General features: G+C 68.5%; 18 protein-coding genes. 12 read left to right on the plus strand and 6 right to left on the minus strand.

The genetic code is table 11. From position 1 onward, the window contains the following. Positions 1–64: 64 nt before the first annotated feature. A complete protein-coding gene (locus tag ACFFJC_RS08845) occupies positions 65–778 on the minus strand; it encodes a hypothetical protein (RefSeq protein ID WP_379487126.1) in 714 nt (237 codons plus the stop codon). Positions 779–987: 209 nt separating this feature from the next. Between ACFFJC_RS08845 and ykgO the strand changes: the two genes are divergently transcribed. The 8 genes from ykgO (at position 988) to ACFFJC_RS08885 (ending at position 8,626) form a co-directional block, all read left to right on the plus strand. After that, a complete protein-coding gene (gene ykgO, locus ACFFJC_RS08850) occupies positions 988–1,113 on the plus strand; it encodes a type B 50S ribosomal protein L36 (RefSeq protein ID WP_003046794.1) in 126 nt (41 codons plus the stop codon). A 112-nt stretch (positions 1,114–1,225) separates the two neighbouring features. Then, positions 1,226–1,852 (plus strand): HAD-IA family hydrolase, encoded by a 627-nt coding sequence (locus ACFFJC_RS08855; RefSeq protein WP_379487127.1) that lies wholly within the window; start codon positions 1,226–1,228, stop codon positions 1,850–1,852. 111 nt (positions 1,853–1,963) lie between these two features. Next, positions 1,964–3,409: a circularly permuted type 2 ATP-grasp protein gene (locus ACFFJC_RS08860; protein ID WP_379487128.1), complete on the plus strand. Its 1,446-nt coding sequence runs from the start codon at positions 1,964–1,966 to the stop codon at positions 3,407–3,409. 16 nt (positions 3,410–3,425) lie between these two features. Next, positions 3,426–4,373 (plus strand): alpha-E domain-containing protein, encoded by a 948-nt coding sequence (locus ACFFJC_RS08865; protein ID WP_379487129.1) that lies wholly within the window; start codon positions 3,426–3,428, stop codon positions 4,371–4,373. 11 nt (positions 4,374–4,384) lie between these two features. Then, positions 4,385–5,248: a transglutaminase family protein gene (locus ACFFJC_RS08870; RefSeq protein WP_379487130.1), complete on the plus strand. Its 864-nt coding sequence runs from the start codon at positions 4,385–4,387 to the stop codon at positions 5,246–5,248. A 63-nt stretch (positions 5,249–5,311) separates the two neighbouring features. Continuing rightward, positions 5,312–6,064 carry a proteasome-type protease gene (locus tag ACFFJC_RS08875; protein WP_379487131.1) on the plus strand — a complete coding sequence of 251 codons (753 nt, stop codon included), beginning with the start codon at positions 5,312–5,314 and terminating at the stop codon, positions 6,062–6,064. Between the two features lie 152 nt (positions 6,065–6,216). Further along, a complete protein-coding gene (locus tag ACFFJC_RS08880) occupies positions 6,217–7,464 on the plus strand; it encodes a cytochrome P450 (protein WP_379487132.1) in 1,248 nt (415 codons plus the stop codon). A gap of 4 nt (positions 7,465–7,468) precedes the next feature. Further along, positions 7,469–8,626, plus strand: coding sequence for an acyl-CoA dehydrogenase family protein (locus ACFFJC_RS08885; protein WP_379487133.1), 1,158 nt, complete (start codon positions 7,469–7,471; stop codon positions 8,624–8,626). A 31-nt stretch (positions 8,627–8,657) separates the two neighbouring features. Here the strand turns inward: ACFFJC_RS08885 and ACFFJC_RS08890 are convergent, their stop codons facing one another. Continuing rightward, entirely contained in the window at positions 8,658–9,935 is a 1,278-nt protein-coding gene (locus ACFFJC_RS08890) for a cytochrome P450 (RefSeq protein WP_379487134.1), read from the minus strand. 178 nt (positions 9,936–10,113) lie between these two features. Between ACFFJC_RS08890 and ACFFJC_RS08895 the strand changes: the two genes are divergently transcribed. Further along, complete coding sequence (locus ACFFJC_RS08895; RefSeq protein ID WP_379487135.1) at positions 10,114–11,379, plus strand: amidohydrolase family protein; 1,266 nt, start codon at positions 10,114–10,116, stop codon at positions 11,377–11,379. Between the two features lie 43 nt (positions 11,380–11,422). Here ACFFJC_RS08895 and ACFFJC_RS08900 read toward each other — a convergent pair whose 3' ends face one another. Together ACFFJC_RS08900 and ACFFJC_RS08905 are read right to left on the minus strand one after the other, a co-directional pair. Further along, the gene (locus ACFFJC_RS08900) at positions 11,423–12,109 is read right to left on the minus strand and encodes a DUF2490 domain-containing protein (protein WP_379487136.1); all 687 of its coding nucleotides are present in this window, start codon (positions 12,107–12,109) and stop codon (positions 11,423–11,425) included. A 143-nt stretch (positions 12,110–12,252) separates the two neighbouring features. Continuing rightward, positions 12,253–12,909 (minus strand): extensin family protein, encoded by a 657-nt coding sequence (locus ACFFJC_RS08905; RefSeq protein WP_379487137.1) that lies wholly within the window; start codon positions 12,907–12,909, stop codon positions 12,253–12,255. Between the two features lie 196 nt (positions 12,910–13,105). Here ACFFJC_RS08905 and ACFFJC_RS08910 point away from each other — a divergent pair, with 196 nt between their 5' ends. Further along, complete coding sequence (locus ACFFJC_RS08910; protein WP_379487138.1) at positions 13,106–14,236, plus strand: phosphoserine transaminase; 1,131 nt, start codon at positions 13,106–13,108, stop codon at positions 14,234–14,236. A gap of 108 nt (positions 14,237–14,344) precedes the next feature. Next, on the plus strand, positions 14,345–15,928 hold the full coding sequence (gene serA / locus ACFFJC_RS08915; RefSeq protein WP_379487139.1) for a phosphoglycerate dehydrogenase: 1,584 nt from the start codon (positions 14,345–14,347) through the stop codon (positions 15,926–15,928). 127 nt (positions 15,929–16,055) lie between these two features. Here the strand turns inward: serA and ACFFJC_RS08920 are convergent, their stop codons facing one another. Then, positions 16,056–17,063: a HupA family protein gene (locus tag ACFFJC_RS08920; RefSeq protein WP_379487140.1), complete on the minus strand. Its 1,008-nt coding sequence runs from the start codon at positions 17,061–17,063 to the stop codon at positions 16,056–16,058. 101 nt (positions 17,064–17,164) lie between these two features. On the opposite strand from ACFFJC_RS08920, the gene ACFFJC_RS08925 reads away from it, so the two are divergent. Further along, positions 17,165–18,292, plus strand: a complete 1,128-nt coding sequence (locus ACFFJC_RS08925) for an ATP phosphoribosyltransferase regulatory subunit (protein ID WP_379487141.1) — start codon at positions 17,165–17,167, stop codon at positions 18,290–18,292. On the opposite strand, the gene ACFFJC_RS08930 is transcribed toward ACFFJC_RS08925, so the two are convergent. Next, entirely contained in the window at positions 18,289–19,134 is an 846-nt protein-coding gene (locus tag ACFFJC_RS08930; RefSeq protein ID WP_379487142.1) for an alpha/beta hydrolase, read from the minus strand. The genes ACFFJC_RS08925 and ACFFJC_RS08930 overlap by 4 nt on opposite strands. Positions 19,135–19,159 lie beyond the last annotated feature (25 nt).

Genomic DNA, 19,159 nt, shown 5'->3' on the forward strand with positions numbered 1-19,159 from the left:
ATCCCTTGCCGGGCGTCCGGGTTCCCGGGCGGAGCTCGGGGTGCGTACTTAGCCCCGCCGCGGTTCAGCCGACGGGAGCGATCGCGTCGGCCTTGGGGAAGCCGTCGAAGAGCGCGCCGGCAAGCTTGGTGGCGATCATGCCGTCCGGCCACTTGTCGTCGCCTTCGCGGGTGGCGATCGTGGCGTAACCTTCCCACAGCACCTTGCCGCTCTCCCGCTCGACGATCCGGGCGTCGAGGCGCGTGGCCACGAGCGCCGAGCGCGGCTTGCTCAGGTCGACATTGATACCGAGGCCGTAGGACTGGCCGTAAGTGCCCACTTCCATGGCCGCGGTGCCGCTGACCGGGCTGCGCTTCTCCTCTGCGGGGGAGAGCACTTGGCGGCTGATGCGAAGGCGGGCGACCTGCGGCTGGGGCTGCCCGGCATGGAGCGTGTCGTAGCCGACGCCGACCAGCGCATCGACGATCGCCGCTTCGTAGGTGCGACGCATGCCCGCCTCCACCCAGGAGCCGTCGCCGGATTCGGATTCGACGGAGACCGGGCCCTGCCCGAGTGCGGCCGCGGCGGCGTCGGTGGAGACGAAGCGGCTGACCTCCACCCGGCCTTCGCGGGCGTCCTTGCTGCGCGGCGCCATGCGGGGCGAATCGAGCGGACCGCCCCAGCCCGCGGCGCCCCGGCCGCCGCCCCAGCGGGGGCCCCATTGTGCCTGCGCGGCGGAAGAGGCGAGCAGCATGGCTGCCATGCCTGCGGCGAGGCCCGTGGCCTTGAGCGTCATCATGGTGTGTCGTCCGAAATCGGTGGGGTCGCGCCCGCGCTTCTGTTATGCCGGCACCACGTTGCGGGCGGCTGAACGGAGACGATAGGCGGGCGGCTGCCCTTCCGGCAAGGCCAGCCCGCGGCTTGACTTTGCGCCCGGCTGCCACTAACGGCGCCACTTCGAATTTCCGGCGGTCGGTAACCGCCAAGATGACACGGACGAGACAGACCATGAAGATTCGCAACAGCCTGAAGTCGCTCAAGGATCGCCACCGGGACAACCGCGTGATCCGTCGTCGCGGCCGCACCTACGTCATCAACAAGACGAACCGCCGCTTCAAGGCCCGCCAGGGCTGATTCGCCGCGTGCCCGCCGGCGACGGCGGAGCGCAGCAGGCGGACGGCGTCGCGTCCATCGCATGAGGCCCCCGCGGTTCGCGGGGGTCTTGTCATGTCCGGAAGGCCCAGTCATGCCCGACCTTAGCAGCCCGGCACCGGTCGAGGCCGTCGTCTTCGACGTGGGCCGCGTGCTGGTCGAATGGGACATGCGTGCGCTGTTCGCCAAGCTGATCGACGAGCCGGCGCGCCTGGACCGGTTCCTGGCCGAGGTCGTCACCGAGAGCTGGCACTTCGAGCACGATGCCGGGCGGGGCCTTGCCGAGATGGTCGCCGCGCGCAAGGCCGAGTTCCCCGGCCACGACGACCTGCTCGACGCCTACGCGACGCGCTTTGGCGAGACGATGCCGGGCAACGTCGCCGGCACGCACGAGATCGTGCGGGAACTGGCCGCACGGTCGGTCCCGCTCTTCGCCATCACCAACTTCGCCAGCCCGTTCTGGCGCGACTACCGGGCCGGTGAGCCGCTGTTCGACCTGTTCGGCGACATCGTGGTCTCCGGCGACGAGAAGATCGTGAAGCCCGACGCGCGCATCTTCGCGCTCGCCGCGCGCCGGTTCGGCCACGCGCCCGCAGCGATGCTGTTCATCGACGACAACGCCGCCAACATCGCGGCTGCGCAGGCGCTCGGCTGGCAGGTGCACCATTTCCATGACGCCGCCACCTTGCGGGCCGACCTCGCGGCCCGCTGCCTTCTCTGAGGACGCGCTCACGGGGGACAGGACGGCGGCCTTCTTTTTCTTCGCACCTGCAGCGACAACGCTTGGCAAGCCTCGAATCCTGTTGCATCAATTGGTCAACAGGGAGTCACAATGTCGGCTGCGGGCGGGACGAACTTCGACGAAATGCTCAATGCCGACGGCTCGGTCCGTCCGGCCTACGCGGATTTCCGGGACTGGTTCGACAGCCAGGACACCGATTGGCTCAGGCGCCAGGATGCCGAGGCGGAGCGGTTCTTCCGCCGCATAGGGATCACCTTCAACGTCTACGGGGATGACGCGGCCGAAGAACGGTTGATCCCGTTCGACATGATCCCGCGCATCATCACCGCGCGCGAATGGCGCATCCTGACGCGCGGGATCGAGCAGCGGGTGCGGGCGCTGAACGCCTTCCTCCAGGACCTCTACCACAGGCAGGAGATCATCCGCTCCGGCCGCCTGCCGATCGAGGCGCTGCGCAACAACGAAGCGTTCCTCTCGCAGATGATCGGCTTCACGCCGCCCGGCGGCGTCTACACCCACATCGTCGGCATCGACCTCGTCCGCACCGGGCCCGACGAGTTCATGGTCCTGGAAGACAACGCCCGCACGCCCTCCGGCGTCTCGTACATGCTCGAGAACCGCGAGACGATGATGGCCATGTTCCCCGAGCTGTTCACCAAGATCCCGGTGCGGCCCGTTTCGGACTATCCGCGACGCCTGGCCCGCTCGCTGCGAGCCTGCGCGCCGCCCGCCTACGATGGCGGCAAGAGTGGTCGGCGGCCGGTGGTGGCGGTGCTGACGCCGGGCATCTACAACTCGGCCTACTTCGAGCATGCCTTCCTGGCCGACCAGATGGGCGCCGAGCTGGTCGAAGGCAGCGACCTGCGCGTCGTCGACGGGCGCGTGTGCATGCGCACGACCACCGGCTACAAGGCGATCGACGTCATCTACCGGCGTGTCGATGACGAGTATCTGGACCCGCTGAGCTTCAACCCCGATTCCGTGCTCGGGGTCGCCGGCATCTTCGACGTCTATCGCGCCGGCGGCATCACCATCGCCAATGCGCCCGGCACGGGGATCGCCGACGACAAGGCGATCTACAGCTACATGCCGGAGATCGTGGAGTTCTACACGGGCGAGAAGCCGATCCTGCGCAACGTGCCGACCTGGCGCTGTTCGGAGGCGGATTCGCTTGGCTACGTGCTCGACAACCTCGCTGACCTCGTCGTCAAGGAAGTCCATGGCTCGGGTGGCTACGGCATGCTGATCGGGCCGACGTCGTCGAAGAAGGAGATCGCGGAGTTCGAGGCGAAGCTGCGCGCGCGGCCGGGGAACTACATCGCCCAGCCCACGCTCTCGCTCTCGACGGTGCCGATCTTCACCAAGGAAGGGCTGGCGCCCCGCCACGTGGACCTCAGGCCTTTCGTGCTGGTCTCCCCGGACGGGATCGACATCACGCCCGGTGGGCTCACCCGCGTCGCGCTCAAGAAAGGATCGCTCGTGGTCAACTCGTCCCAGGGCGGAGGCACCAAGGACAGCTGGGTGCTGGACGAGTGAGCGGGAGGAAGCGCTGATGCTCGGACGTGCCGCCAACGGCGTCTACTGGATGAGCCGCTATCTCGAGCGGGCGGAGAACACTGCGCGCCTGATCGACGTGGGTTTCCACCTGGCTCTCACGCGCGGCAGTCGCCAGTCGCGCGACGAGGAGTGGAAGTCGGTGCTCACCACCACCGGACTGCTGGACGACTTCTGCGAAAAGCATTCCGAGTTCACCGGACCGCTGGTGTTCAACTACCTGCTGCGCGAGCGGGACAATCCCAACTCCGTGCTGGCCATGGTGGAGAACGCGCGCACCAACGCGCGCGTGGTCCGCACCAGCATCACGAACGCCGTGTGGGAAACCACCAACGAAGGCTGGATGCACTTGCGCGACCTGCTCGCGCGGCCCGTGCGCGAGACCAACCTCGGCGAGGTCCTCACCCAGATCCGCCGCACCGGCACGCTCGTGCGCGGGGCGCTGGAAGGGACGATGCTGCGCAACGAGGTCTTCAACTTCTCGCGCATCGGCACGTTCATCGAGCGCGCGGACAACACCGCCCGCATCCTCGACGTGAAGTACTACGTGCTGCTGCCCTCGGCGGCCTGGGTCGGCTCCAGCCTCGACAACGTGCAGTGGGACACGCTGCTGCGCTCGGTCGCGGGCAACCGGGCCTATTCCTGGCTCAACGCCGGGTCGATGGACCCCCGCGGGATCGCCCGGTTCCTCATCCTGGACGGTCAGTTCCCGCGCAGCCTGGTGTTCTGCTACGAGAAGATCCGGAGCAACATGGCCGGGCTCGCCAAGGAGTACGGGCACGAGGTGTCGGCGCACGAGCTGTTGCGCGATGCCGGGGCGAAGCTGCACCAGACCACCATCGAGGAGATCTTCGAGGGCGGCCTCCACGAGTTCCTGCAGGAGTTCATCGGCAAGACTATCGAGATCGGCAGCGCCATCGCCGCCGATTACCGGTTCAGCGAGTAGGAGGGCCTTTCGTGCTCCTCACCGTCAAGCATACCACGCGCTATGCCTTCGCCGGCGAGGTCCGGCATGGCCTGCAGCGCCTGCGCCTCAAGCCCAAGACCAGCCACGGCCAGGAAGTGATCGAGTGGCGCATGGACCTGGTGGGCGCCCGGCCCGAGGCGGCCTACGACGACCAGCACTTCAACCGCGTCGATCTCGTGTCGATCGAGCCCTCCGCGCCCGAGGTCGTCGTGACCTGCGAGGGTGTGGTGCGCACGGCGGACAACAACGGCGTCACCGGCCCGCATACCGGCATCATGCCGCTCTGGTGCTTCCTGCGGCCGACGCCGCTGACGCGGCCCGGGCCGAAGGTGCGCCAGCTTCTCGCCGGGATCGAGGCGGACCGCTCCGACATTCTCGCCTACCTGCACACGCTGTCGCGGGTGATCGGCGAGCAGGTGGAGTACGTGCCGGGCGCCAGCGATGCCCATACCACGGCCGAGCAGGCGCTGGTGGCGGGCAAGGGCGTGTGCCAGGACCACGCCCATGTCTTCATCGCCGCCGGCCGCATGCTCGACGTGCCGATGCGCTACGTCGGCGGTTACCTGCGGATGGACGACCGGGACGAGCAGGAAGCCGGCCACGGCTGGGCCGAGGCGCATGTGCAGGGACTGGGATGGGTCGGCTTCGACGTCTCCAACGCGATCTGCCCGGATGAGCGCTATATCCGCGTGGCGACCGGTTGCGACTACGCAGAGGCTGCGCCCGTCACGGGAATCGCTATAGGGGCCGGCGAGACGAGCCTCGACGTTCATCTGTCGGTAGGCGAGAATCGGGTAGGCATGCAGCAGCAGCAGGCCGCTTCCGGCGGGCAGCAGCAAGTGCAGGGCGGCTGAAAGGGCCGCCCCGCGCCGTGGGGGCGCGGGCGAAGAACGGGTTTGCAGGGGTTTAGACGTTCCATGACTTATTGCGTCGGCATGATGCTCGACCGCGGGCTCGTCCTGATGAGCGACACGCGCACCAACTCGGGCGTCGACAACATCTCGACCTTCCGCAAGATGTACCACTGGGAAATCCCGGGTGAGCGGATCATCGCGGTGATGACGGCCGGGAACCTCGCCACCACGCAGGCCGTCATCAGCCAGCTGGAGGAGCGCAACAAGGCCCCGTCGGAGCGGCACAACTCGCTGCTGGAGGCGCCCACGATGTTCAAGGTCGCCTCGATCGTGGGCAACCTGCTGCAGGACATCATCGAGGAGCGCGCGGCCGACAACGGGCAGAAGGCTGCGGCCGGCACCTTCAGCGCCTCGATGATCGTCGCCGGCCAGATCAAGGGCATGGAGCCCCGGCTGTTCCTGATCTACCCCGAAGGCAACTTCATCGAGGCGAGCTTCGACACGCCGTTCTTCCAGATCGGCGAGACCAAGTACGGCCGCCCGATCCTCATCCGCGGCTACGACCGCGGGATGAGCTTCGAAAGCGCGGTCAAGCTGCTCACGGTCTCGTTCGATTCGACGCTGAAGGCGAATCTCTCGGTGGGGCTGCCGCTCGACCTGCTCGTGGTCGAGCGCGACCGCTTCACGCCGCTCCACCAGCGCCGCATCGACGGGTCGGACGCCTACTTCCGCTCCGTCTCCACGAGCTGGAGCGAGGCCCTGCGCGCGGCGCTGGACGGGCTGCCGGACTACCGGCTCGATTCCCCACCCGGCTGAGGGCGCGGCGCGCAGCGGGGGATTGACCCCCGCAGCCTGCAGGTTTGCAGGTGGCGGCAAGCGGCTGCCGCAGGGCACGCGCCGCACCCGGGCTGTGATACAGGCTGTCCCGCAAGCCCCCGACGAGGGCGCACGCGGGAGACGACGCAGCCATGCAGGACATCGATCAGCTCGATCTCTATCACCTCGACTGGAACGATCCGGCCTTCGCGGCGGAACCCTGGCCGGAGTTCGCGAAGGCGCGGGCGAAGCATCCCTGGCTCGCCCGCACCGATGCCGGCTATGCGGTGTTCGACCTGCGGGCCATTCGCGAGCTCATGGTGCGCGACGATGCGCTGCGCCCCGGCTTCGAAGGGATCGTCGACATCATGGAATGCCGCGGCTCTCCCTGGGGCCGCTTCGCGCAGGAGCAGATGATCGCGCTGCCCGACCGGGAGCACCGCCTGCTCCGCGACGCCTTCGCGCGCAAGTTCACGCCGCGCTACGCCAACCAGCTGCGCCCGCTCATGCGCGAGACGATGGAGCGGCTGCTGCGCGAGTGGGCCTCGGACGAGGTCGCGCGCATCCACATCGATTTCGAGGAGTTCGCCTCCTACTACCCGGTCGCCGTCACCGCGCAGATGGTCGGCGCCCCGCTGGAGGCGATCCCGGGCCTGCGCCGCTCGATGGAGACGATGGGCCTCGCCTTCAGCATGGACAAGGCGCGCGTGCCCGCGCTCGACGCCGCCTTCGAGCACCTCGACGCCTTCGCGCACGATCTGATGGCCCGCCGCCGCGCCGATCCGCGCAGCGGGGCGGAGGCCGACCTGCTCGACATGCTGCTCGAGGCCGGGCGCGAGCACGAAGTGTCGGACCGGCAGCTCGCCGACCTGGTCATCTTCCTCTTCGTCGCCGGGTACGACACGTCCAAGAACGTGCTGACCTACATGATGCACCTCATGCTGCAGAACCCGGAGATCTACGCGCGCTGCGCCGAGGACATCGACTACTGCCGCCGCGTGGTCGAGGAGGCGCTGCGGGTGTTCAACCCCAGCTCCGCCTTCCGCGAGGCGACCCGCGACATCACCTATCGCGACGTGCGCATCCCGCAGGGCACGATGCTGTTCTTCAACCTCAACGTGGCCGGCCGCGATCCCGCGCTGTTCGAGGCGCCCGACGCCTTCGAGCCCGACCGGCCGATCGCCGCGGAAAGCCGGCACGTGGCGTTCGGCCTGGGCAAGCACATGTGCCTGGGCCAGTACATCGCGCGCGCACAGCTGCAGGAGGGCATCCACCTCGTCGCCAGGGCCATGCGCTCGCCCAGTCCGGACGGCGCTCCGGGATGGCGCCCGTTCCCGGGCGTCTGGGGCATCAAGGGCCTGCCGATCGCCTTCACCCCGGCGCAGCCCGTGGACGCCTGAACCCGTGGCGGGGGACTGGCTGGCGCGGGCGAGGGCGCTCGGGCCAGAGATCGAGGAGGCCGCCCACGCCGACGAGACCGCAAGCGCGTTGTCCCCCGCGATCGTCCGCGCCATGGACGAGGCGGGCCTCTTCGCGCTCATGGCGCCTGCCTCCCTGGGCGGCGCGGAAGCGCCTGCGCACGAGCTGATCGACGTCATCGCCGAGCTGTCCTGGTGGGACGGCTCCGCCGGCTGGTACGCCCATGCGGTGATGACCGGCGGCGCCGTCGCGGGCGCCTTCCTCGGCGACGGCGCGGTGGCGGAGATCTTCGCCGGGGGCCGCTACCGTCACGTTGCCGGACAGGCGGCCCCGACCGGTCGCGCGGTCCGGGAAGGCGGGGACTACCGCGTCAGCGGGCGCTTCGCGTTCGCCTCGGGCAGCCCGCAGGCGCAGTGGATCGTCGGGGGCTTCGTGCTGCACGACGAGCACGGCAATCCGGCGCGCGGCGAGGGCGGGGCGCCCGGCATGCTCATCGCCATGGTCCCGCGCCGCAGCGTGCGGTTCCTCGGCAACTGGAACGTGATGGGCCTGCGCGCCACCGGCAGCTACGATTTCGAGGTGCCCGAGCAGGTCATCCCCGCCGATTTCGTCCACGACCCCGCCTACCCGCGCGTGCCCAGGGGCGGGGCGCTCTACCGCATGGGAATGATGGCGCTGCCCTGCATCTCGCACGGTGCCTTCGCCATCGGCACGACCCGTCGCGCGCTGCACGAATGGACGCGCTTCGCCCGCGTCCGGCGCGGTGCCGATGGGCGCACGCTGGCCGACCGCGAAACCTTCCACCGCGACATCGCGCTGGCCGAGGCGGAGGCACGCGCTGCCGAGGCGTGGCTGCGCACGACCTTCGATCGCATCTTCGCGGCGGCCGGGGAGGGCGCGGTGCCGGAGGATCTGCGCCTCGACGGCCGGCTCGCGACCAGCCATGCCTTCGTGGTCGCCATGCGGGTGGCGCAGCGCGCCTACGCGGCCTGCACCACCACCCCGCTGCGCAACGGCCACCCGCTGCAGCGCGTCTTCCGCGACATTTGCGCGGGCAACGCCCACTTCCTGACGGCCGAGCAGTCGATCATCGACGCCGGCCGCGTGATCGCCGGCGTGGAGGGCGCGGCGCCGGTGTTCTGACGTGCGCCGCCCTCTCCACGCCGGCTGGCTCCTACTTCACGTCCCACACCAGCGGCAGGTTGCGGATCGAGAGCAGGCCCGGGAACACGGTGGTGTCCGCGCCCGGCTTCACCCGGAACTCCGGGATCCGCTTGAACCACTCCTCCAGCAGCAGCCGCAGCTCGCGCCGCGCGAGGTGCGCGCCAAGGCAGATGTGGACGCCGCCGACGAAGGTGAAGTGGCGGTTCGCCCGCCGTTCCGGATCGAAGGTGCGCGGGTCCGCGAAGCGCGCCGGATCAAAGTTGCCGGCGGGGTTGAGGCACTGGATCGAATCGCCCTTGCGGATCTGCACGCCATGCCACTCGAAGTCCTTGGTGGCGGTGCGGGCGGAGGAGAGGATCGGCTGGGTGCGCAGGAACTCCTCCACCGCGCCGTTGATGATCTCGGGCCGCTCGCGGATGGCCTGCTGGATTTCCGGCTGCAGCGCCATGCGGCGGAACATCTGCGCGATCGTCGCGGCCACGGTGTCGAGCCCGCCGAGCCAGAGGAACCAAACCATGCCGATCTTCTCGTCGTCGGTCGGCGCGCGCCCTTCGATCTGGCCGTGGACGATCGCGGAGACGAGGTGCTCGTCCGGCTCGCGCTCCTTCTCGGCGATGAAGGCACGCAGGAAGTCCAGCACGCCGCGCAGCGCCGCCTGCATCTTCTCCAGCGAGCCGGAATGGAGGATGTCCCATTCCCAGTCGAGGAACTGCTCGAACATGTGGTCGGGAAAGCCCATCAGCCCCATGAAGATGCGCACCGGGTACACGCGGCCGAAGTCCCAGGCCATGTCGACCTCGCCCGTGTCGGCCACCGCCTCGATCATCTCGACGACGATGGCGCGGATGCGCGGCTCCAGCTCGCGGGTGATCCGCGCCGGGCTGAAGTAGGGCATCAGGTAGAGCCGGTACTTCGAGTGGTCCGGCGGGTCGATGGCGAGCGGGATCGACTTGAAGGTCTCGCCGATCAGCCGCTGGAACTCGGCCGTGCCGGCGTTCGAGAAATGCTCGTTGTCGGTATAGACCCGCTCGATGTCCTCGTAGTGCGAGACCACCCAGTTGCCGCGCTGGTTGCCCGAGATGGCCCCTAGGCCATAGCGCGTCGGCGGGTTGAACAGCAGCCGGGGAACGTCGTCCCCGTTGAGCCAGCCGAACGGCTCGTACGGGTCGACGAGGTCGTTCGGCTCGCTCCCGTTGGCGAAGGAAAGATCGACGACGCGGTCCCTGGGCACGTTGTCCGGGGCCTCGTAGTCGACACGGATGTCGTCAAGCGTTCGCGATTGTGGCATGCTCTTCTCCCGGACGAATAGATGCCCCGCCGCCCTGTGCGCCGCAAGCCGAGTGACCGCACAGGGCCGTCGCGCCCGCAGGTTCACGCCCAACCATCGTCACGGCGTTGCCCTGCGCGATTGTCACCAACCCGCCCGGTTGCGAAATGAACGCCATTGGTTTTTCGGGAGATACAAGATGGCCGAGTCTGACAACCAGGAGATGGCGCAGAACGCGCGAAAGTACTGGTCAGCCGAGGGATATACCGAGGGCGGCGTGATCCGCGAGGTCGACTACGCCTCGCAGTCCGGCGGGCTCGATCCGATGTTCGAAGGCATCAAGATCGTCGACACCGACACCCACATCACCGAGGCGCCCGACCTCTTCACCAGCCGCGCGCCGGCGGAGTGGAAGGACAAGATGCCGCGCGTGGAGCGCGTCAACGGCACCGACCGCTGGTTCGTGGGCGACCGTGACTTCGGCACGCTGGGCGGCAACGTCATCCGTGCCGACAACAACAAGCTGCTCGGCCGCCTCGCCTTCCCCAAGCTGGAGCAGGCGCATCCGGGCGGGCACGAGCTGAAGGCGCGCCTGCAGGCGATGGACGACATGGGCGTCTATGCGCAGATCTGCTTCCAGAACTCGGGCGTGACGCAGGCCGGCTCGCTGATGAGCCTGGGCGATCCCGAGCTCGCGCTCAAGATCGTGCAGATCTACAACGACGCCTCCGCCGAGTTCCAGGAGGCTTCCGGCCAGCGCATCTTCAACATGGCGCACCTGCCGTTCTGGGACCAGAAGGCGCTGGAAGCCGAAGCGAAGCGCTGCCACGAGATCGGTCTGCGCGGGTTTGTGCTGCCCGACACGCCCGAGCGCGTCGGCGTGCCCAGCTTCAACCACGAGTACTGGACCCCGTTCCTGGAGATGTGCGACGCCACCGGGCTGCCGCTGAACTTCCACCTGAACGCGGCGATCGACCCCAACACGCTGACCTGGGAAGGCTTCAAGTTCGAGCAGACGCTCTCCGTGGTGGCGACGATGTTCTCGATCGGCAACGCCGCGACGCTGGGCAACTGGATGGTCTCGGGCCGGCTGGACCGCCACCCCGGTCTCAAGATCGGCCTGATCGAGAGCGGCGCCGGCTGGGTGCCCTTCGCCGTCGAGGCGCTGGAGCACCAGTTCCGCGAGATGCTGCCGATCATGCGCGACGTGCTGAAGAAGCAGCCTTGGGACTATTTCCGCGACCACTTCTTCTGCACCTTCTGGTTCGAGAAGATCGCGCCGAAGTACCTGCTGGAGATCATCGGCGTCGACAACGTCATGTTCGAGACCGATTTCCCGCACCCGACCTCGCTCTATCCGGGCGTGCAGGAGCACCTCAAGGACGTGCTCGGCGGCTACGGCCACGACGTGCGCAAGAAGGTCCTCCAGGACAACGCGGTGCGGCTCTACAACCTGCCGTTCTGACCCTCGCGCGTCCCGGGCTGCGGCCCGGGACGACGCTTGCGCCTCAAGGGCGATAGAACAGCGAGAGCGAGGCCACGTGGTTCATCCGCGTGCGCCCGCCGGTCTGGTCGATGGTCTGGTTGAGGTATCCCAGCTCCATGGTGGAGGCACCCGCCAGACCCAGCTCGACGCCCACGAAGGTCCGTAGCTGGTCGAAGCCGCCGCGCGCGCCCCAGTCGGTGTCGTTGAGCGCGAAGAAGGCTTCGGCGGAGACCAGCGCGTTGACCGCGTCGCTTTGCGCCTTGAGCGGCATCTCGTAGCGGACCATCTGGCGCAGGCGCCACCCCGTATCGTCCCCGTCCGAGCGCCAGCGCTGCTCCAGCCGGGTGCGCGCACTCAGCTCGCCTCCGGCCGGATGGCCCAGCGCCAGGTTGAGCTGCTGGAAGCTGCGATCCTCGTTGGCGTCGGGGCCGTCTTCCAACGGCAGCACGACATGCGCATAGCCCTGGTAGAGGGTCACCGCAGGGGAGAGCTTCACGCCCACGGCGCCGCGCAGCAGCAGCTGGTCGAGGCGGGAGATCCCGTCGCCCATGCGCGGCTGGAACTCGGCGAAGTAGACCACCTTGTCGGCGATCGCCCCTTGTGCGGTCAGGTTCACCCAGGCCTGCTCGTCCTGGGTCGTGTCCGCAAGCGCCGTTCCGGCGGAGCCGGCGGCGAGAAGGGCGAGAGCAAGGGTGAAGGTGCGGCGCATGCGATCCCTGTTGAAGCGGCAGATCGTCCCGATATGGCTGCTTCGTGTACGGTCCGTGTCTGTGCCTTCACATCTCGTGTCTTGCGCGTTCCTTCCGCGCGGCGGGTTCACCGGACTTGCCCGCATGCATGCGCGGGCCGTGGTCAGCGGCAGAAGTCGGCGCCGTCCGCTTCCAGGTGGAAGTGGTTGGCGTGCGCCTCGTTGTACCCCGGCCCCAGGGTCGTCCCGAAGCGCTTGCAGGCGCTGTCGTGGACGACGCGCAGGAAGCGGCGCTCGGCCGGGGTGCCGTTGCTCCAGTCGTCCAGCACGCTGATCCGCCGCCCGTCGCCCAGCACGAAGGCGGCGACGTCGATGGCGTTGGCGGTGGCATGGCCGGAGCGGCGGCTGGTGCCGGCGACGTTGCGGCAGCTGTAGCTTCCGAAGGTCTCGATGCGCACGACGCGGCTGCCCAGGATCTGGTGCGCGGCCCGGTCCACGCCGTAGCGCGCCCAGGCGGCGAAGGGCGTCGCCACCCCGCAGGTCACCGGGCCCAGGTTGGTCACGGTGACCGTGGCGTTGTCGGTGTTGAGGGCCGCGAGCTTGACCGTACCCACCGTCGCGCATCCGTTGCCGTAGAAGCGGTCGGCGACGTCGGTGAAGATCGCCCGGTTCGCACTGAGCTGGGACAGGCACTGCCGCAGCTGGGGGGTGGGCAGGGGGCGATTCGAGGTGCGGGAGGGGGGCTGCCGGGGCGGTTCCGGCCGGTCGATGCACCCGCCGATGGGGGCGATAAAGATAAGGGCGAGCAGGATTCTGCGCATGGTCAAACTTCTGGGGGGCTCCGCTTAACCTGCCCTTACCCGTGCCTTACATGGGCCTTGCGTGCCAGACGCCGCCCGTCGTTTTGCACAGGCCGCTGGCCGGCAAGGCGATTGACATCCCCGCGCTTGCCACTAGAGCCGGCGCCGGGCCACGCGGTCCCAACGCCGCGCGAGCTCTCTGCAAGGAGAGTCAGACATGACTGACATTACGCTTCCGGCGCGCAAGCCTGCGCGTCCGCACTTCTCGTCCGGTCCCTGCGCCAAGCCGCCCGGATATGCCCCCGAAAAGCTGACCGTCGAATCGCTGGGTCGCTCGCACCGCGCGAAGATCGGCAAGACGCGCCTCGCCTACTGCATCGACCTGATGCGCGAAGTGCTGCAGCTGCCCGACACCCACCGCATCGGCATCGTCCCCGGGTCCGACACCGGCGCCTTCGAGATGGCGATGTGGACCATGCTCGGCGCACGCGGCGTCACGACGCTGGCCTGGGAAAGCTTCGGTGAGGGCTGGGTGACGGACGCCGCCAAGCAGCTCAAGCTCGACCCGACGGTGATCCGCGCCGACTACGGCCAGCTTCCCGACCTTACCCAGGTCGACTGGAGCACCGACGTCCTCTTCACCTGGAACGGCACCACCTCGGGCGTGCGCGTGCCCAACGCCGACTTTATCCCGGCCGATCGCGAGGGCCTGTCCTTCGCCGACGCGACCTCTGCCGTCTTCGCCTACGACATCGACTGGTCGAAGATCGACGTCGCGACCTTTTCCTGGCAGAAGGTGTTGGGCGGCGAGGGCGGCCACGGCGTCCTCATCCTCGGTCCTCGGGCCGTCGAGCGCCTCGAGAGCTACACTCCCGCATGGCCGCTGCCGAAGGTGTTCCGCCTCGTCTCCAAGGGCAAGCTCGCCGAGGGCGTGTTCAAGGGCGAGACCATCAACACGCCTTCGATGCTCGCGGTCGAGGACGCGATCTTCGCGCTGGAATGGGCCAAGGGCCTGGGCGGCCTGGAAGGCCTCAAGGCCCGCTCCGACGCCAACGCCGCCGCGCTCGGCAAGATCGTGGCGGACCGCGACTGGCTGGGGCACCTCGCCACCGACGAGGCGAGCCGTTCCAAGACCTCGGTCTGCCTGACGGTCGAGGGCGCCGACGCCGACTTCATCAAGAAGTTCGCCGCGCTGCTCGAAAAGCAGGACGCTGCCTACGACGTCGCCGGCTACCGCGACGCCCCGGCGGGCCTGCGTATCTGGTGCGGTGCCACCGTGGACACGGCGGACATCGAAGCCCTGGGCCCGTGGCTCGACTGGGCCTACGCGACCGCCAAGGCCGGCTGATCTCCCCATTCCCGCTCGCGCTGAGCCTGTCGAAGGGCCAATGCGAAACGTCCGCTGCCAGGCTTCCACAGGTTCGGCCGGGGCGGACGTAGCTTGAGAGTACATCCCATGACCAAGCCCAAAGTCCTGATTTCCGACAAGATGGACCCCAATGCCGCCCGCATCTTTGAAGAGCGCGGCTGTGACGTCGACGTCATCACCGGCGAGACGCCCGAGCAGTTGATCGCCCGCATCGGCGAGTACGACGGCCTTGCCATCCGCTCGTCCACCAAGGTGACGCAGGCGGTGCTCGATGCCGCCACGAACCTCAAAGTCGTGGGCCGCGCCGGCATCGGCGTGGACAACGTGGACATCCCGGCCGCATCGGCGAAGGGCGTCGTCGTGATGAACACGCCCTTCGGCAACTCGATCACCACCGCCGAGCACGCCATCGCGCTGATCTTCGCGCTCGCCCGCCAGCTTCCCGAAGCCAACGCCCAGACCCAGGCGGGCCTGTGGCCGAAGAACGGCTTCATGGGCGTGGAGGTCACCGGCAAGACGCTCGGCCTCATCGGCGCGGGCAACATCGGCTCGATCGTCGCCTCGCGTGCCCTGGGCCTGCGCATGAAGGTCGTCGCCTTCGACCCGTTCCTGACGCCCGAGCGCGCCGTCGAAATGGGCGTCGAGAAGGCCGACCTCGACACGCTGCTGTCCCGTGCGGACTTCATCACGCTGCACACGCCGCTGACCGACCAGACCAGGAACATCCTCTCGGCCGAGAACCTGGCCAAGACGAAGAAGGGCGTGCGGATCGTCAACTGTGCGCGCGGCGGCCTGATCGACGAGGCGGCGCTCAAGGCCGGCCTCGATTCGGGCCATATCGCGGGCGCTGCGCTCGACGTGTTCCAGACCGAGCCGGCCAAGGACTCGCCGCTGTTCGGCACTCCGAACTTCATCTGCACCCCGCACCTCGGCGCCTCGACGACCGAGGCCCAGGTCAACGTCGCCTTGCAGGTGGCCGAGCAGATGGCCGACTATCTCGTCAACGGCGGCGTCACCAACGCGCTCAACATGCCTTCGCTGAGCGCCGAGGAGGCCCCCAAGCTCAAGCCGTACATGAAGCTCGCCGAAGTGCTGGGCTCGATGGTCGGCCAGCTGACGGTGGACTCGGTCCCGCGCATCTCGATCCATGTCGAGGGCGCTGCCGCGGAGCTGAACCAGAAGCCCATCACCGCGGCGGTGCTGGCCGGGTTCCTGCGCGTGCAGTCGGCCACGGTGAACATGGTCAACGCGCCGTTCCTCGCCAAGGAGCGCGGGCTCGAAGTGCGCGAAGTGAAGACCGAGCGCGAGGGTGACTACCACACGCTGATCCGCGTCTCGGTGAAGACCGAGGCGGGCGAGCGCTCGGTGGCCGGCACGCTGTTCAACAACGTCGAGCCGCGGCTGGTCGAGATGTTCGGCATCAAGGTGGAGGCCGAACTGGCCGGGTCGATGCTCTACATCGTGAACGAGGACGCACCCGGGTTCATCGGTCGCATCGGCACGCTGCTGGGCGAGAAGGGCATCAACATCGGCACCTTCAACCTCGGCCGGCGCGCGGCAGGCGGCGAGGCGGTGCTGCTGCTCTCGGTCGACAGCCCCGTCGCTGCCGACGTGCTGGACCAGGCGCGCGCGCTGCCCGGCGTCAAGACGGTCAAGGCGCTGTCGTTCTGACCTGATCGCGCATTTTTCAGAGGTCCCAACGAAGAGGGGCCGGCGTGGAAGCGCCGGCCCCTCTTTTGTATCGTGGGCAGCCATGGCGGTTCACGGGAACCGCGCCCGCGCCATCACCGGCGCCGGCTCATTTGCGCCTCGCGACGAGGAACCCGATCAGGTGCGGCCGCGAGGGGGCGCTGGCGTCCGCCAGGCGCAGCACCACGCCGAGCTGGCTGCCGCTCGGGCCGTAGAACGCGCCGACGAACTTTCCGGCATACTTGCCGTCGGCGTTGACGATGTCGCCCGCCATGCGGATCTTGCTGGCGATCGTGCCGGTGAGCTTGAACGTGTCGTCGCGGAACGGCAGGTCCCCTTGCGACGTGACGGTTTTCGCGGGGATAGTGGCCTCCAGCGTGCCGGCCGCGAAGTTCACGGTCAGGCTGCCCGTCCCCTGGTATCCGCTGGACGATCCCACCTTGTCGTAGTCGGGATGGCTGGTGACGATCCCCGCCTCGTAGGTGAGCGTGCTCGCGGTCGGCATTTCCGAGGACACGCTGTCCGATCCGAACACGAAGTAGCGCATGGTCTCGTCGGAGGTGTCGTCGAAGCGCTTGCCGCCCCTCTGGTACTTGCCGACCGCCACGTACTCGAAGAGCATGGACTGGGTCACATCGAGCGTCTCGTAGGCGCAGGTGTCGTTGACCGAAGTCGGGTTGCAGGGGACCCGCTTGGAGTAGTAGCGGAACCAGTCGCCCGAGGACACGATCTGGTCCTTGGTGAACCCGGTGTAGTAACCGCGATACTTGAGGCTGATTTCCTCCGTCGGCAGCGCGTAGTTGATCTCGGCGGTGCTGCCCGCGGTGTGGAGTTCGCTCTCCTGATGGTCGAACAGGTGGTAGTTCGGCACGCCGCTGGGCTCGTAGCGCTTGAACGTGTTCATCTCCACACCCGGCCCATAGCGCGTCCACGAAGCGGTCGTGAAATCGAAGATCTTGGTGTGGAACGTGGCCGCCGGCGGCTCGACCGGTGCGGTCGGCGTGGGTGTCGGGGCAGGGGTGACGACCGGTGCCGGGGTGGGCGAACCGGAATCGCCGCCTCCGCACGCGGCCAGAAGCAGCGGCAACGCCGCGGCGCATTGGATCGAGAATTTCATGAAGCCCCCCAATGGAAGGCGCGCCGGTACCGCAGAGCATCTCCTTCGGCAACATCCGTCATTCGACAACCGCGCGCGGCGGCGCTAAGGGCGCGCGCATCATGCACGAAAACGACCGCGATCTTCTGCCCGAAGGGTTGGGCGACCGCCTGCCGCAGCAGGCTTGGGCTTCCCAGACGGTGCGCCGCGCCGCGCACGACGTTCTGGCGAGCCACGGCTATGCCCGCGTCGAGACCCCCGTGCTGGAGTTCGAGAAGGCGCTGGCCAGCCGCATGGCCGGTGTTCGCGTGCGGCGCATGTTCCGCTTCATGGATCCGGTCTCGCTGCGGATGCTGGCGATGCGCTCGGACATCACCGCACAGGTCGCGCGCATCGCGGCGACCGGGCTGGCGCCGGCGCCGCGGCCGCTGCGGCTCTCCTATTCGGGGCAGGTGATGACCGTGAAGGGCGACGGCCTGGATCCCGCCCGCGAGCGGCTGCAGATCGGCGCCGAGCTGATCGGCGCAGATTCCACCGCGGCGGCCGCCGAAGTCGTCGAGCTGGCGATCGAGACCTTGCGGGGCGCCGGTGCGAAGGGCGTCTCGGTGGATTTCACGCTGCCAGACCTCGTCGACACCCTGAGCGCCGGCGCGCTGGCGCTGCCGGCCCACCAGGTAGAGGCGGTGCGCGAGATGCTGGATGCCAAGGACGCGGGCGGGCTGGTCGATGCCGGTGGCGCCGCATACCTTCCGCTGCTCTATGCCGTGGGGCCGTTCGCGAGTGCGATCGAGCAGCTGGCTGCCTTCGATGTCGACGGCGTCCTTGCGAGCCGTATCGCGGCGCTTCGCGCCATCGCCGCCCGGGTCGAGGGCAAGGCCCGGCTGACCCTCGATCCCTCAGAGCGCCACGGGTTCGAATACCAGTCTTGGTTCGGCTTCACGATCTATGCGGACGGCATTCCGGGCAGCCTGGGACGCGGTGGCACTTACGAGATCCTGGGGCAGGCGGGACGCGATCCGGAACCGGCGACCGGCTTCTCCCTTTACCCCGACCCGCTGGTAGAAACGCTCGCCTCGGAGGCGGGCGAGGAACGCCGGCTGTTCCTGCCGCTTGGCCACGATCGTGAGCTCGCCGCACGCCAGCGCGCGGTCGGCTGGGTCACCGTCGCCGCGCTGTCCGAAGCGGACGATGCCATTGCGCTGAGCTGCTCGCACCGCCTCGAAGGCGGCGAGGCGGTTCCGCTGTCCTAGCGCAGCACTTTCGCCAGCCACGCATCGACGGCGGCGGTGGCGGGATAGGCTGGGTCGCCCAACTCGCGATTGATCGCCATGTGGCCGCGCAGCCCCTGGCCGGCGAAGCCCTGCCGCTCCACCGGCGTGCCCGCCCGGCGCAGCGCGGCTTCCAGCCCCTGCGCCTGCCGCACCCCGTCCTGCCGCTGGACGTGGAGCAGGAGAAAGGCCGGGGCGTTGGGCGCCGCTGCCTGCAGGGTGGGCGAGAGCGCGCGTTGACGGGCCGGATCGGTGCCGAATGCCTGCGCATACGTTTTCTGCATGATCGGCGGGCCGTCGGTCACCTGCGTCGGCACGTCGTAGGCGGCGCCATCGATCGGGATCACTCCCCGGATGTCGGCGTACGACAGCCCGGCCTTGTGCAGATAGCGCGGATCGGTTCCGACCAATGCTACGAGCTGCGCCCCGGCGCTGTGCCCCATCAGGACCACCTTGCCGCGGGCGATGCCGAGCGAATCCGCCCGTGCGATCAGGGCTGCGAGGGCATCGGCGATGTCCTGCGCCTGTTGCTCGACGCTCGCTTCGGGCACCAGCCGGTAATTGACGCTGGCAAAGGCGTAGCCCTCTTGGGTGTAGTGCGGGGCCTTGTTGGGCCCGGTCGCGTTGTCCTTGCTGCCTCGCTTCCACCCGCCGCCGTGCACGAACAGCACCAGGGGTACCGCCGCCTTCGCATCGGGACGCCAGAGGTCGAGCGTCTGCGCCGCATCGGTGCCGTAGTCGATGCTGGTGGGTGCCTGCTGCGCGGCCACGGGGCTCGCCGCTAGAAGGGAGAGCATCAAGGCGGCACCGAGAACTCTGCGCATGTCCATTGTCCTTTCCAGATAGGCA

It is taken from the genome of Novosphingobium soli, from assembly GCF_042432915.1.
Classification (GTDB): Bacteria; Pseudomonadota; Alphaproteobacteria; order Sphingomonadales; family Sphingomonadaceae; genus Novosphingobium; species Novosphingobium soli.